This is a genomic window from Amycolatopsis sp. NPDC003676 (assembly GCF_053587275.1).
This window is the reverse complement of sequence record NZ_JBSFNS010000167.1, coordinates 1-13,163: the sequence shown is the minus strand read 5'-3', so window position 1 is coordinate 13,163 and position 13,163 is coordinate 1. Positions and strand designations below refer to the sequence as shown.

The 13,163-nt window shown below is 69.7% G+C and carries 14 protein-coding genes; 6 read left to right on the top strand and 8 right to left on the bottom strand.

Features of this window, described 5'->3' with window-relative positions; all coding sequences use genetic code 11:
• Positions 1-20: 20 nt before the first annotated feature.
• The 6 genes from ACWDNU_RS42620 to ACWDNU_RS42595 form a co-directional block, all read right to left on the bottom strand.
• Positions 21-560, bottom strand: coding sequence for a MarR family winged helix-turn-helix transcriptional regulator (locus tag ACWDNU_RS42620; protein ID WP_449673037.1), 540 nt, complete (start codon positions 558-560; stop codon positions 21-23).
• 43 nt (positions 561-603) lie between these two features.
• Positions 604-1,938, bottom strand: coding sequence for an MFS transporter (locus tag ACWDNU_RS42615; protein WP_449673036.1), 1,335 nt, complete (start codon positions 1,936-1,938; stop codon positions 604-606).
• A 39-nt stretch (positions 1,939-1,977) separates the two neighbouring features.
• Positions 1,978-3,384, bottom strand: coding sequence for an FAD-dependent oxidoreductase (locus ACWDNU_RS42610; RefSeq protein ID WP_449673035.1), 1,407 nt, complete (start codon positions 3,382-3,384; stop codon positions 1,978-1,980).
• Entirely contained in the window at positions 3,381-4,175 is a 795-nt protein-coding gene (locus tag ACWDNU_RS42605; RefSeq protein WP_370935859.1) for an SDR family NAD(P)-dependent oxidoreductase, read from the bottom strand. The genes ACWDNU_RS42610 and ACWDNU_RS42605 overlap by 4 nt, the downstream gene beginning before the upstream one ends.
• Positions 4,168-5,013 carry an SDR family NAD(P)-dependent oxidoreductase gene (locus tag ACWDNU_RS42600; RefSeq protein ID WP_449673034.1) on the bottom strand — a complete coding sequence of 282 codons (846 nt, stop codon included), beginning with the start codon at positions 5,011-5,013 and terminating at the stop codon, positions 4,168-4,170. The genes ACWDNU_RS42605 and ACWDNU_RS42600 overlap by 8 nt, the downstream gene beginning before the upstream one ends.
• A gap of 84 nt (positions 5,014-5,097) precedes the next feature.
• A complete protein-coding gene (locus ACWDNU_RS42595; protein ID WP_449673033.1) occupies positions 5,098-5,517 on the bottom strand; it encodes a nuclear transport factor 2 family protein in 420 nt (139 codons plus the stop codon).
• 117 nt (positions 5,518-5,634) lie between these two features.
• Between ACWDNU_RS42595 and ACWDNU_RS42590 the strand changes: the two genes are divergently transcribed.
• Positions 5,635-6,312: an IclR family transcriptional regulator gene (locus ACWDNU_RS42590; protein ID WP_370935862.1), complete on the top strand. Its 678-nt coding sequence runs from the start codon at positions 5,635-5,637 to the stop codon at positions 6,310-6,312.
• Between the two features lie 90 nt (positions 6,313-6,402).
• Here ACWDNU_RS42590 and ACWDNU_RS42585 read toward each other — a convergent pair whose 3' ends face one another.
• Together ACWDNU_RS42585 and ACWDNU_RS42580 are read right to left on the bottom strand one after the other, a co-directional pair.
• Positions 6,403-7,053 carry a response regulator gene (locus ACWDNU_RS42585; RefSeq protein ID WP_370935863.1) on the bottom strand — a complete coding sequence of 217 codons (651 nt, stop codon included), beginning with the start codon at positions 7,051-7,053 and terminating at the stop codon, positions 6,403-6,405.
• A complete protein-coding gene (locus ACWDNU_RS42580; protein ID WP_449673032.1) occupies positions 7,050-8,261 on the bottom strand; it encodes a sensor histidine kinase in 1,212 nt (403 codons plus the stop codon). Before ACWDNU_RS42580 ends, ACWDNU_RS42585 begins: the two co-directional genes overlap by 4 nt.
• Positions 8,262-8,429: 168 nt before the next feature.
• Here ACWDNU_RS42580 and ACWDNU_RS42575 point away from each other — a divergent pair, with 168 nt between their 5' ends.
• From ACWDNU_RS42575 to ACWDNU_RS42555, 5 genes are all read left to right on the top strand, one after another.
• The gene (locus ACWDNU_RS42575) at positions 8,430-9,869 is read left to right on the top strand and encodes an ArnT family glycosyltransferase (protein WP_449673031.1); all 1,440 of its coding nucleotides are present in this window, start codon (positions 8,430-8,432) and stop codon (positions 9,867-9,869) included.
• The gene (locus ACWDNU_RS42570; protein ID WP_449673030.1) at positions 9,866-10,495 is read left to right on the top strand and encodes a GPP34 family phosphoprotein; all 630 of its coding nucleotides are present in this window, start codon (positions 9,866-9,868) and stop codon (positions 10,493-10,495) included. The genes ACWDNU_RS42575 and ACWDNU_RS42570 overlap by 4 nt, the downstream gene beginning before the upstream one ends.
• Positions 10,496-10,576: 81 nt before the next feature.
• The gene (locus tag ACWDNU_RS42565) at positions 10,577-11,341 is read left to right on the top strand and encodes an isocitrate lyase/PEP mutase family protein (RefSeq protein WP_449673029.1); all 765 of its coding nucleotides are present in this window, start codon (positions 10,577-10,579) and stop codon (positions 11,339-11,341) included.
• Positions 11,342-11,351: 10 nt separating this feature from the next.
• The gene (locus tag ACWDNU_RS42560) at positions 11,352-12,362 is read left to right on the top strand and encodes an aminotransferase class V-fold PLP-dependent enzyme (protein WP_449673028.1); all 1,011 of its coding nucleotides are present in this window, start codon (positions 11,352-11,354) and stop codon (positions 12,360-12,362) included.
• A 45-nt stretch (positions 12,363-12,407) separates the two neighbouring features.
• On the top strand, positions 12,408-13,088 hold the full coding sequence (locus tag ACWDNU_RS42555; protein ID WP_370935869.1) for a hypothetical protein: 681 nt from the start codon (positions 12,408-12,410) through the stop codon (positions 13,086-13,088).
• Positions 13,089-13,163: the final 75 nt, after the last annotated feature.

The window sequence follows — 13,163 nt, the reverse complement described above, 5'->3', positions numbered from 1 at the left end:
TCGCTGGCCTGGGGAAAGGGTTAGCGGCGGGTGGCGAAGCCCGCCCGGCCGGAGATGAGCTTGTCCAGCAGCATCACCAGCACGCGCTGCTCGGCCTCGGTGAGCACCTCGACCCACCCGGCCTCGCGTTCGTTCTGCGCCTCGAACACCTCGAGCATCTCGGCGTGCCCGGCCTCGGTGAGCGAAAGCCGCACCGAGCGGCCGTCGGTCTCGCCCGGCGTCCGCGTCAGCAAACCTTCGCTGACCAGGGACTTCGCCAGGTTCGACACCGCCGCCCGGCTCATTCCGGTGAGCCGGGCGGCGGCGGACGGTTCGAGCGGCCCGGCCAGCCACACGACGAACAGCACGCGAAACGCCGACCACGACCGCCCGCGCGGCCGGTGCACGGCGGATTCGAGGTCGTAGGTCACCAGGTTCGAAGCCCGGTTCAGCGTCAGCAGCACCTCGGTCGCCAGCTGGTGGCGGAACCCGAACTCGTCGGCCAGCCTGCGGTTGGCCAGCGCGATGAACGACCAGAAGTCGAGCGAGTCCGGGTCCGGCGGCGCGGCGGAGTCCTGCATGGACAGCACGGTACCCGCGCCGCCGGGATAATCAAACTCGAAACTACTTCACCGGACGAGCCAGGCGGGCGCCCGCGTCGCGCGGCACCTTCAGGAACGCCAGCATCACCGCGGCGACGATCAGGCAGCTGATCGGGAAGTACAGCCCGACCGTCACGTCGGTCTCGGTCGCCGCGAGCCCGATCGCATACGGCCCGAAGAACCCGCCGAGCGCGGCGATCGAGTTGATCGCGGCCAGCCCGACCGCGGTGTGCTCCTTCGACAGCACCCGCGCGGCCATCGCCCAGTACGGCGCGAGGTAGCCGAGCACGCCGATCGCCGCCAGCGACAGGCTGATCAGCGACAACGTCGGCACGGTCTTGAACTGGATCGCGCCGAAGAACCCGATCGCCGCCACCAGCACGGTGCCGATCACGTGGCCCTTGCGCTCGCCGGTGCGGTCGGAGTTGCGGGCGAGCAGCAGCATGCCGACCGCGCCGACCACGTACGGGATCGCGCCGAGCAGGCCGATGTTGGTCGAGGAGTACTTCGGGTCGAGCTGCTTCACGATCAGCGGCAGGAAGAACGTGAGCCCGTACAGGCCGCAGGCGATGAAGAGGTTGGAAATCGCCAGCAGCATGACCTTGCCGTCGCGCACCGCGCGCAGCTGGCCGAGGAACGTTTCCTTCTCCTCCGGCACGTACTCGCGGTCGATTTCCGCCTGCAGCCAGGAGCTTTCCTCGGCGGTCAGGAACTTCGCGTCGGCCGGCTTGTTCGGCAGGTAGAAGAAGGTCAGCAGGCCGATCAGCACCGCGGGCGCGCCCTGCAGGATGAACACCCACTGCCAGCTGCTCATCCCGAACCAGTGCACGTGGTCGAGGATCCAGCCGCCGAAGAGGCTGCCGAGGATCAGCGCGATCGGCTGCGCGAGCGCGAGCGTCGCGATGGCCCGGCCGCGCTCCTTGCCGCGGAACCAGAAGGTCAAGTACAGCAGCAGACCGGGGAACAGGCCCGCTTCGGCGATGCCGAGCAGGATCCGCGCGATCATCAGGTGCGTCACGCTCGCGACGAACCCGGTCAGCACGGTCACGATGCCCCAGCTGACCGCGATCCGGCTGAGCCACAGCCGGGCCCCGACCTTCTTCATGATCATGTTGCTGGGGACCTCGAACACCACGTAGGCGAGGAAGAAGATCGCCGACGCGACGCCGAAGGTCGCGGCCGTGATGGTGAGCTCTTTGGCCATGCCGAGCTGGGCGTAGCCGATGTTCGCCCGGTCCATGTAGTTGAAGATGTAGAGCAGCAGGACGATCGGCATGACGCGGACGCCGACCTTGCGGACGGTTCGTCTGGCCAGCGGGGAGTCCGCCGTGGTGGCGGCTGCGGCGGGGACGGACATGAGGTTTCTCCTCGACGGTGAGCAGTAACTCTTGAGGGGTCAGGCAGCGGCGGAGCGGCCGGCGATGCGGCCCATGGTGACGGCGTTGGCGACCGCGTTGCCGCCGCCGACGTAGCGGAAGCCGAGCACGCCCGCCCCGGCCTCGCCCGCGGCGAACAGTCCGGGCACGCGGTCGCCGCGGACGTCGAGCACGGCGGCGCTGGAGTCGATCTCCAGCCCGGCGTGCGTGCAGACCAGTTCGGCGGGCAATGTGCGGGCGGCGAAGAACGGTCCGGTGGCGATTTTCGCGGGCGGTTCGGTCGATCCCTTGGCGGACAGCGTTTCGTGCCGCAGGAACTCCGGGTCCTCGCCGGTGGGGAGCTGGACGTTCCATCTGTCCACAGTGGCCCGTAGAGCTTCAGCGGGCACGTTCATCTTGCCCGCCAAGGCTTCCAGGGTGTCGGCGCGCAGGGTGCGGCCGGCGTCCGCTTCGGACAGTACGTGGTCGGCGTTCCAATGCGCGTAGCCCGGCGGGAGGTCGCGGCGCGCTCGGTCGTCGAAGACCATCCACACTGGACCGTCTTGCGCGGAAATGATGCCGCTGGACACCGCGTACGACGCGTCCTCGTCCATGAACCGGCGGCCGTGCGCGTTCACCAGCACGCGCGAGCGCGGCGGGAAACCGGACTGCCAGTGGTGCAGGCGCTGGAAATACGCGGTCGGCAGCAGCAATCCCCAGCCCTCGCCGGTGATCGAGGCGGACACCTGCTCGCCGAACGCGAAGTGGTCGCCCCGCGAGCCGGGCGCGGCGACGACGAACAGATCCTCGCCCGCCGCGTCCGCGTCCGGGTAGTACTGCGAGCGCAAAGCGGCATCCTGGGCGAACCCGCCGCTGGTCACGATCACCGAGTTCGCGCGGACCTCGATGCCGTCGGCGACCACGCCTGCGACCCGGCCGTCCTCCACGAGCAGCCGTTCGACCCGGGTGTTCAGCACCGCTTCGGCACCAGCCTTGCGGCGAGCGCGGTCGAGCACCTGGACGAGGCCGTAGCCCTGGTCCTTCGGCACGTGCCCGCGCCAGACGTCCTCGACGCCCGCACGGGTCAGGCCCGGCGTGTGCGCGTCGTGCGACACCTTCGCCGGGATCTCCGCGCCGAGCCCGATCAGCCATTCGACGGCGGGACCGGCTTCTCGGCAGAACGTCTTGAGCAGTCCGGGTTTCAGCTGCCACTGGTTCAGGTCGAGGTAGTGCTGGAAGAACCGCTCCGGCGTGTCCTCGATGCCCAGTTCGCGCTGGACGCTCGTGCCCGCCGCGGTGAGCATGCCCGCGGACAGCTGGGTCGAGCCGCCGAGTTCCTTCTCCGACTCGAACAGCATCACCGAGGCACCGTGCTCAGCCGCGGAGACCGCCGCAGCAAGGCCCGCGCCGCCACCGCCGATCACCACGACGTCAGCGTCGACGCTCATCCGAGATCACCTCCGGTTTCGGCGAGAATGCGATGGTAGAGACCGTTCGAGACGAGACCACCGTCCACAGTGACCTCGCTTCCGGTCAAATAGGTGGAGCGATCCGACAGCAGGAACAGCACCGTGTCGGTGATTTCCTTGGGGTCGGCCATCCTTCCGGCAGGCACACTGTCCACAGCGGACTTGACGAACGCGTCCGCGCCGGCCAGCAGCCCGGTGTCGACCAGTCCGGGGTGGACGGAGTTGACCCGGATCCGCCACTTCGCGAAATTGCCCGCGGCGGACTTCGACAATCCGGTCAAGCCCCATTTGCTCGCCGAGTAGGCGGGGGAGAAGTACCCGATCTGGCCCGAGATCGACGAGATGTTCACGATCGAACCGCCGCCTGAATCGCGCATCAGCGGCGCCGCCGCGCGCATCCCGTGGAACGGCCCGGAGAGGTTCACCGCCAGCACGCGGTCCCAGACTTCCGCGGTGGTGTCCTGGAATTCCAGCCGCCGGGAGATCCCGGCGTTGTTCACGAGCCCGCCGAGCGAACCGTGCTCGGCGCGGATCCGATCGAGCACGCGAGTCCACTGTGCTGGTTCGACAACGTCCATTGTGTACGGAGTAGCCGCACCACCGGCCGCGCGAATCTCGTCCGCGATTTCGTCCGCACCAGCGAAATCCGCGACGCAGACGTGCACCCCACGCTCGCCGAGCGCGCGGGCGTGTTGCGCGCCCATGCCATTCGCCGCGCCCGTCACGAGCACGACGTCCGGGTAGCGCACGGCTTCGGTGGCGTCAGACATGCCGGGAGCCGCCGTCGACCGCGAGGCTGTGCCCGGTCACGTACCGCGAGCTGTCCGAAAGCAGGAACAGCAACACGCTGCAGACCTCTTCCGGCGAGCCGATCCGGTGCAGCGGCACCGCGTCCAGCGCCTTCGCCAGCGCGGGCGCGTCGTCCTGGATCCAGCGGGTCATTTCGGTGTCGATGTAGCCCGGGGCAATGGAATTGACGCGGATGCCCTGGTCGCCGAGCTCCACCGCGAGCGATTCGGTGAGGTGCGCGACGGCCGCCTTCGAACTGCAGTACGCCGCGCGACCCTTCCGCACACGGACCGCGGACACCGACGCCATGTTGACGATCGCGCTGCCCGGTTCCATCCGCGCGGCCGCGGCCTGCGCGCCGAACAGCACGCCCTCGACGTTCACCGCGAGCGTCGAGCGGATCTGCTCCGGGGTGATGTCGGGAACCTCGCCGTAGGGGAAGATCCCGGCGTTGTTGACCCAGAAGTCGATGCGGCCGAACTCGTCGATCGCGCGCTGGGCGAGCGCGACGTGGTCCTCGGCGCGGGTGACGTCCACCGCGGACGCGACGATCCGGCCCGGCTTGTCCTCAATGGACTCGGCGGCGAGCGCGGCGGTGAGTTCGTCGGCGGTGGCGGTCATCGCGGCGGTGTCGAGATCGCCGCCCACCACGTGCACCCCGCGCGTGGCGAGACCGGCGGCGAACCGCGCGCCCATGCCGCGGGCCGCGCCGGTGACCACGGCGACCTTGCCCGGCATCTCCGGGTACCGCGCGGTCGCGGGCTGGTGCAGCACCCGGCCGGGGCCGGTGGGGGTGAGAGAGGGGTGGGGGGTGGGCAAGAGGGCTCCTAGGGTGAGGGTGGGTGGGGGGGTGTCGTGAGTGTTTATGCCGGTTCTGACCGGGATAAACACTCACGAGGGTTCTCAGGGCTCGCGGTGCACGGTGCGACGGCGCACGCGCCAGCCTTCCGCGGTGCGCACGAGCTCGTCGTCCAGCACGGTGAGCCGGTGCAGTCGCGGGGATCCGCCTTCCGGAGTCCCGACGATCTGCAGATAAGCGAGCGCTCGCAGGGCATCCCCGGACTGTCCTGACCGGACTTCCACTGTGGACACCACGTGCCGCAGCCGCTCGCCGGACTCCGCGCACCCGGCGTGGAACCGCTCGGCGAACGCGGTCAGCGCGGCCGTGCCGACCTCGGGTTCCGGATAGCTGGGCGAGACGAACTCCCCGTCCGGGGTGAACGTGGCGGCCCAGCGCGCGGCCTGCCCGGAGTCGATGGCGTGACTCTGGCGGCCGTAGAGCTGATGCACCGCCAGCACGTCCTCGACGGGGACTTCGCTCATGTCAGGGACCTCGATCCGCGGGGAGTTGCCTCGAGCGGCAAACGTGCTATATTCGCACGCACCGTGCGATATGTAGGAACAGTAGGTCGCCGGACAAGCTGTCGTCAAGGGAGTCGTGTGTCCGAAACGGGGACGTCGAAGACGCTGAGCCATGGGCTTCAGGTGCTGGAGCTGCTGGTGGAGCATCCGCAGGGGCTCACGATGACCGAGATCGCCGAGGGGATCGGCGTGCACCGGACGGTCGCGCACCGCCTCGTGCGCACGCTGGAGGCGCACCACCTCTGCCGGCGTGACCGGTTCAAGCGGATCTCGCTCGGCACCGGGCTCGTGCGCCTCGCCGAACCGGTGGAACAGGACCTGCGCACGCTCGCGCGCCCGGTGCTGGAGGAACTCTCGGACGCCGGTCGCGCGTCGGCGCACCTAGTCGTCCGCGAAAACACCGAGCAGGTGCGGATGCTGATGATCGTGGAGCCGCGGCAAGCGCGGATGCACGTGTCGTTCCGCAGCGGCCAGCTCGACCCGATAGGCCGCGGCTCGGCCGGGCTCGCGCTGCTTTCCGCGGAGCCGCCGGTGGAGGGGGAGCGTGAGGAGATCACGCGCGCCCGGTCGCGGGGTTATGCGGTGTCGGTGGGGGAGATCGCACCGGGGATCACGGGGATTTCGGCGGTGGTGCCGACTGGTCGTGACGCACCGGGCACGAGTATCGGCCTCTCGCTGTTCGAGGCCCCGGACCCGGATGAACTGGGCCGGTTGGTGGTGGCCTCAGCACAGCGCCTGGGCTCGCTGCTGAAGTGACTTGACGGCGACGAGCCGGGCATCGTGCAGGTCGGGCTCGTGAGTGTTTATGCCGGTGAGAACCGGCATAAACACTCACGACCCACAGCGCTAACGGCCGACGAGCCCAGCCTCGTGCGCGAGCAGCCCGGCCTGGGTCCGGTTCGTGCAGTCGAGCTTCACCAGCATCCGCGACACATAGCTCTTCACCGTCGCCTCCGCCAGATGCAGCCGACCGGCGATGTCCGCATTGGACAGTCCTTCTCCCAGACAGGCCAACACATCCCGCTCCCGCTCGGTCAACCCGGCGGTCCGGCGGCGGGCCTCGTCGTCGCGGCGGTGGCCGTCCGAGGACAGCGCCACCAACCGGCGCGCTGCCGACGGCGACAGCACGGTGTGCCCGTCCGCGGCAACGCGGACCAGGCCGATCAGGTCCTCCGGCGGCGTCGATTTCACCAGGAACCCGGCCGCGCCCGCGCGGAGGGCGCGGATGACGTAGGTGTCCGCGTCGAACGTCGTCAGCGCGACGACCGCGGGCGGTTCCGGCATCGCGCAGATCCGCTCGATCGCGGCCAGCCCGTCCACTCCGGGCATCCGCAGGTCCATCAGCACCACCGAAGGCCGGTGCCGGACGACTTCCTCGACCGCCTCGGCGCCGTCCCGCGCCTGCGCGACTACCTCGATGTCGCCGGCCGAACCGAGGATCGTGCGCAGGTGCGCGCACACCATCGGCTCGTCGTCGGCCACCACGACCGTGATCACCGGGCAGCACCTTCCGTGGTCGGGACGTAGGCGGGAAGTATCGCACCGATCCGGAACCCGCCGCCCGGCACGGGGCCCGCCTCGAACGTTCCGCCGACCAGTTCGACCCGCTGCCGCAACCCGCTCAGCCCCGCGCCGGAGCCGCTGCCCGCGAGCGTCGCGTCCGGCGGCTTGGCTGAGCTGGTGTTGGCGACGGCCACGTCCAGCCCGCCCGGGTGGTAGCGCAGCGAAACCGTCGCCGAACAGCCCGGCGCGTGCTTGCGGATGTTGGTGAGCGCCTCCTGCACCACGCGATACGCGGTGCGCGCGACAGTCGGCGACACCGAAGTCCGGTCGCCGGTCACGGAAAGCTCGGTCGCGATGCCGACCGCGACCGATTCGGCGACCAGGTCCGCCACCTCTCCGGGAAGCGGCGGATTCGGCACTGGCGGTTCGATGCCGGTCCCGTTGCGCAGCACACCGACCAGATCGCGGAGTTCGTCCAAGGCGTGCGCGCCCTCGCGCCGGATGTCCTCGGCAGCCGACTTCACCGACGGATCCGGCGACGTCACGCCGAGCGCGCCTGCGTGCAGCACCATCAGGCTCAATCGATGGGTGACGACGTCGTGCATCTCGCTCGCCAGCCGACGCCGCTCGGCCGCCAGCGCCTGTTCGGCGAGCAGATGCTGTTCGCGTTCCGCGCGTTCGGCCCGGTCCCGCAACGAACTCAACAGCTGCCGGCGCGCCTCGAAGTACAGCGAGACCGCCACCGGAAGCGCGGTGCTCAGCAATCCGAACGGCGTCGTGTTCCAGGCCGGGTTCCACGGCCGCGTCGCCAGCAGCGCGAGGAATCCGGCGATCCACAACAGCCGCCGCCGGTCCAGTTGCCGGACGAGCTGCGCCAGCACGATCGGCGTGATCGTGGGAACGGTCATCAGCGTCGGCTGGCGGGTGGGCACGAGCAGGCCGGGGGAGAAGAGGTCGGACGCCAGCATCGCCAGCGAGGCCACGATCAGCAGCCCGGCCACCGCGTTCGGGAAGCGCGCGAGGAGAAGGAGGGACGCGTCGCAGATCAGTTCCAGGACGAGCGTCGCGTATGGCCCGAGGAATCCGGTGGTGGGTCCGGCGGCGAGGAAAAGCCCGAAGTCGAGGCAGGCGAACGCCAGCGCGGCGCCGCCCAGCCAGAGCCAGTCGGTCGACCGCGGCCAGGAACGGCACGTGCTGGTCACCGGGCCACGGTATCCGTTCGCCGGCCGCGCCGCGCCGGATCCGCACCGCCCGGGTGGCGGACTACCGCCGAAAGTTGCGGACGCGCCGGAGATGATCCACTTTCGTCGCTGCGAGTCGCTACCGAGCACGCTTACCCCGTACCCGCCCGGCGCGGTGGACTCGATGCCATGACGAGCGAAGGAATCCCGCGGTTCGCCCGGCTGCCGGTGCTGGCGGTCGCGGCGGCCGCCGTCGCGCTGCTGGTGGCGACGAGCACCCGGTACGCGCACGGGTTCGACGAGCTGTACTTCCTCGTGGCCGGTCGAGATCACCTGGCCTGGGGGTATTTCGACCAGCCGCCGCTCGTCCCGCTGCTGGCCGGCGCGCTCGACCAGTGGTTCCCCGGTTCGCTGGCCGTGCTGCGGCTGCCGATGGCGCTCGCGGCCGGCGCCGGGGTCGTGGTGACCGCGCTGACCGCCCGCGAGCTCGGCGGCGGGCGCGGGGCACAGGTGATGGCGGCTGGGGCGTACGCGACGTCGGGGCTGATCATCATCAGCCACTGGGTCGCCACGTACGCGCTGGATCCGTTCTTCTGGACGCTCGTGGTGTTCTTGCTCGTGCGCTGGACCCGGACCCGGCGCGACGGCTTGCTCGTGTGGGCCGGAGTGGTCACCGCGGTGTCGCTGCAGACGAAATTCCTGATTCCCGCCTTGTGGGGCGCGGTGCTGGTGTCCGCGCTCGTTCTCGGACCGAGGAAGCTCGTTTCCCGGCCGAAACTGTGGCTGGGTGCGCTGATCGCCGCCGTGGCCACCCTGCCGACGTTCCTTTGGCAAGCCACGCACGACTGGGCTTACACCCGGATGGGCGAAGTCGTCGCGGCCGAATTCCCCGGCTACCTCACCTTCGCGCGCGACGGTTTGTTAGGCGCGGGAATGGGAGTCGGCGTGCTGGCGCTGCTGTACGGAATGTGGCGGCTGTTCCGGTCGCCGGACCTGGTGCCGTACCGGTACCTCGCGGTGGCGTTGCTGCTGGTCGTGGCTGTGATCATCGGGATGCACGGCCGCTCGTATTACTTGATGAGCCTGTATTCGCTGCCGTTCGCCGCGGCCGCGACGGAGCTTTCCCGGCGGAATCTGGTGCGCTGGTGGAAGATCCCCGTCGGAATCGCTTTCGTGCTTTCGGCGGCGGTCACCGTGGCCGGGCTTCCGGTGTGGCCAGCGTCGATGAAAGCGACGTCGTTCGGCCCGATTTCGCTCGGCACCGTTTTCGCGGCAGGGGAGACCGCGCAACAGCAGCTGGCGGACGGCGTCGGGCAGGCATATCGGTCGCTGCCCGAGTCAGTACGGCGGGAAACCGCTGTATACGGGGAAATCTACCCGTTCGCCGCGGCCGTGGAGTACTACGGCCCGCGGTACGGGATCAACAATGTCTACAGTGGACATCGAGGATACTGGTACTTCGACCGGCCGCCGGATTCCGCGAAGAACGTGCTTTTCGCGGGTCTCGATCCGGCGTTGCTGCGCCCGTACTTCTCCTCGGTGACTGAAGTGGTGCCCGGACTGATATGGCTGTACACCGGGCGAAAGCAATCCTGGGAAACGATCTGGCCAGAGGTGAAGAAACAATGAGCGATTCCTTGCCCGCGCGAGCGTATTTTCTCGCCTGCGACACCGACGGCGGCCCGGTCTCCCGCCGCTCCAACGCGGCCCTGCTGGTCCGCGCGGCCGCGGTGACCGACCTGGTGCTGCGCGGAAACCTCCGCGACCAGCGCGGCCACGCCGAACCGACCGGCGCCGCCCCGACCGGAGACCTCCTTCTCGACGACCTGCTCGCCGACGTCCGCGCACACAGCTCAGCGTCCTGGCGCGCGTTGCTGCGCCGGGGCAAGAACGACACGCTGCAGTCGCTGGAAACACAACTGTCCGCAGCGGGCTTGCTCGAAGAAGGAAGCAGTTCAGTCTTGCACCGCAAGGTTTTGGTCCCTTCCGACCCGACGCGAGTGCGCGAGGCACACGCGCAACTCGACCACGCCCTGACCGCGCCACTGTCCGAAGTAGACGCATCGGCCGCAGCGCTGGCCGCTCTTGCCGCTGCCTCCGGAGCCGGGATGTCCCGATCGGACGCCCGGCACCACGCCGATCGGCTGGCGGAGCTGGAGAAGCTCGCCGGACCAGTGGTGCCAGCGCTGCGCAAGGCGGTAGCGGGCCGACGAGCGGCACGGATCGCGGCGTTCTCCGGCGGTTCCGGAGGCTGAGCCGGGGCCGTCGCCTCAGCCGAGGGGGCTGAGGCGACGGTTCGGCCGCCGCCGAAGCGTCGAGGTCGTACCGTGGCGGACATGACCTCCTTCGCCGCGCTGCACGTCCCCGGCCGTCCGCTGCTTCTGCCGAATGTCTGGGAGTTCGGCTTCGCCGCCGCCCTCGCCGACGCGGGCCACCCGGCCGTCGGCACCACCAGTCTCGGCGTCTCGGCGGCTGCCGGGCTCGCCGACGGCGCTCCGGAATCCCGTGCCGCGACCGTCGCACTGGCGAAATCGCTGGCACCACTGGACATCCTGGTCAGCGTCGACCTCGCCGACGGCTTCAGCACCGACCCCGCCGAAGTAGCGGACCTCGTCGCGGAACTCGCGGACGCCGGGGTGGCGGGCGTCAACCTGGAAGACGGCCGAGCCGACACCCTCGCGCCGATCGTCGTTCAGGCCGCGCTGCTGGCCAAGGTGCGCGAACGAGTCCCGGACATGTTCCTCAACGCCCGCACCGACACGCATTGGCTCGGCACCGGCCCGGTCGCGGACGCCGTCACCCGGGCCCGCGCGTACGCCGACGCCGGTGCCGACTGCGTATTCGTTCCCGGCCTGCACGATCCCGCGGACGTGACCGAATTGGTCGAAGCGGTCGAAGTACCGGTAAATCTGCTGCACCTGCCCGGGAAAGCCACTTTCTCGGAATTGGCTTCGTTGGGCGTGGCGAGGGTCAGCCTCGGCTCAACCCCTTACCGCGTAGCGCTTTCCGCCGCACTGGCCACAGTGGACTCAGTGCGGGAAGGGACGGAGCTGCCGATGAATCCGCCGTCGTACGGTGAAATCACGGCGCTGCTCCCGTAATCTGCCCGGCATGATCTTCGGAGGAAACACCGACTTCGCTGTCCCCGCCGGATACCTCAACACGCCCAGCATCGGGATCCCGCCCACGCCCGTCGCCGAAGCGGTAGAAGCAGCGGTCGCCCGGTGGCGCACCGGGCGGGACACCCCGTCGGACTTCGACGAGGCGGTATCCCGTTCCCGCAACGGATTCGCGCGGCTCGCGGGCGTTCCGGCGGATCGGGTGGCGATCGGCGCGTCGGTGTCGCAACTGGTGGCGAACGTCGCCGGCGGACTGGCTCCGGACGCCCGCGTTCTCGTCGCGGAGAACGAATTCACCAGCGTCACCTTCCCGTTCGCGCAGCGGGCGAACGTCACCGAAGCGCCGCTCGCCAAGCTGGCGCAGCACGTCGAAGGCCACGACCTCGTCGCGGTCAGCCTCGCGCAGTCTTCCGACGGCGCGCTCCTCGACACCGCCGCGCTGCGGGCCGCCGCCGAAGCCGCGGACGTGCCGGTGCTGATCGACGTCACGCAGGCCGCCGGATGGATTCCGCTGGACGTCGCGTGGGCGGACTGGATCGTCTGCGCGGGCTACAAATGGCTGTTCTCGCCGCGCGGCTGCGCCTGGCTCGCGGTGCACCCGCGGGCGCACGAGCGGACCCGCCCGGTCGCCGCGAACTGGTACGCCGGCGACGATCCGTGGTCCTCGGTATACGGAATGCCACTGCGCCTGGCCGGAAACGCCCGCGGGTTCGACCTTTCGCCGGTGTGGCTGTCGCACGTTGGCGCAGCGGAAGCGTTCGACTACTTCGCGTCACTGGACCTGGCCGCGGTGCACGAACACAACGCCGGCCTGGCCGATTCCCTGCGCGCCGCAGCGGGCCTGGAGCCGCAGGGAAGCGCGATCGTGGCGCTTGAAGCCGATCCGGCGCGGATCGCCGAAGCCGGGGTCGTCGCGGGCGTCCGCAACGGGCGGGTACGGGTCGGTTTCCACCTCTACAACGGCCCTGACGACGTCGAACGCGTTCTTGGCGCCCTTGGCTGAGCGTCTGGGCTCACCGCCGGAGAAGCGGTGAACTACGGTGGTCGCGTGTCGCACCCGCAGTTCACCCCCGGTACCCCCGGCCTTTCGGACACGGCCCCGATCCCGGCCGTGCCCGCGCAACCGGGCCCGCCGCCGTCCGGACCGCCGCGCAACAACCGCACTCTGCTGCTGCGCGGCGCCGGACTCGTGGCGATCGCCGTCGTGGCCGGACTCGTCTGGTACCTGATCCGGCACGAAAGCACGCCGGAAACGCCGGTCGCCGAGCCCCCGGCGACCACGACGAAGCCCGCGTTCGACTACAAGCTGGCCGAAGGCCCGGTGAAGGCCACCGACTGCGCCGCGAACTCCTACACCGACGCCAAGAAGTTCTTCCAGGACAACCCGTGCAAGTCCTTGGCGCGGGCGCTGTACACGGTGCAGTCCGGCGATGCGAAGGCGCTGGTCTCGGTCGTGCTGGTGACGATGCCCGACGCGGCGAAGGCGACGGAGCTGAAACAGCTCACCGACCGCGACGGCACGGGCAACGTGAGCGACCTGGTCCGCGACGGCACGTTCCACGACACCGACGCTCCGAAGCTGAGCGGCAACGAGGCGGAGTACGAGTCGAAGGCCAGCGGCTCCGAAGTGACGATCGTGCTGACCGATTTTTATTACGGCCACCACGACAAGCAGCTGCTGAACCGGATCGCGAAGAACGCGCTGAAGCTGTCCGGGAAGCTCCGCTGAGGTGGTCTTGAACGCGCAGGCCGGTCACGTCCGGCCTGCGCGCTTTTGCTACGAGGGCTGCCCGGGGAGTGCAAC

Bases quoted from the DNA above. Each gene is read 5' to 3' on its own strand.
- ACWDNU_RS42605 (WP_370935859.1), bottom strand. From the start codon at position 4,175: ATGTCTGACGCCACCGAAGCCGTGCGCTACCCGGACGTCGTGCTCGTG.
- ACWDNU_RS42570 (WP_449673030.1), top strand. From the start codon at position 9,866: ATGAGCGATTCCTTGCCCGCGCGAGCGTATTTTCTCGCCTGCGACACC.
- ACWDNU_RS42615 (WP_449673036.1), bottom strand. From the start codon at position 1,938: ATGTCCGTCCCCGCCGCAGCCGCCACCACGGCGGACTCCCCGCTGGCC.
- ACWDNU_RS42620 (WP_449673037.1), bottom strand. From the start codon at position 560: ATGCAGGACTCCGCCGCGCCGCCGGACCCGGACTCGCTCGACTTCTGG.
- ACWDNU_RS42595 (WP_449673033.1), bottom strand. From the start codon at position 5,517: ATGAGCGAAGTCCCCGTCGAGGACGTGCTGGCGGTGCATCAGCTCTAC.
- ACWDNU_RS42610 (WP_449673035.1), bottom strand. From the start codon at position 3,384: ATGAGCGTCGACGCTGACGTCGTGGTGATCGGCGGTGGCGGCGCGGGC.
- ACWDNU_RS42560 (WP_449673028.1), top strand. From the start codon at position 11,352: ATGATCTTCGGAGGAAACACCGACTTCGCTGTCCCCGCCGGATACCTC.
- ACWDNU_RS42575 (WP_449673031.1), top strand. From the start codon at position 8,430: ATGACGAGCGAAGGAATCCCGCGGTTCGCCCGGCTGCCGGTGCTGGCG.
- ACWDNU_RS42565 (WP_449673029.1), top strand. From the start codon at position 10,577: ATGACCTCCTTCGCCGCGCTGCACGTCCCCGGCCGTCCGCTGCTTCTG.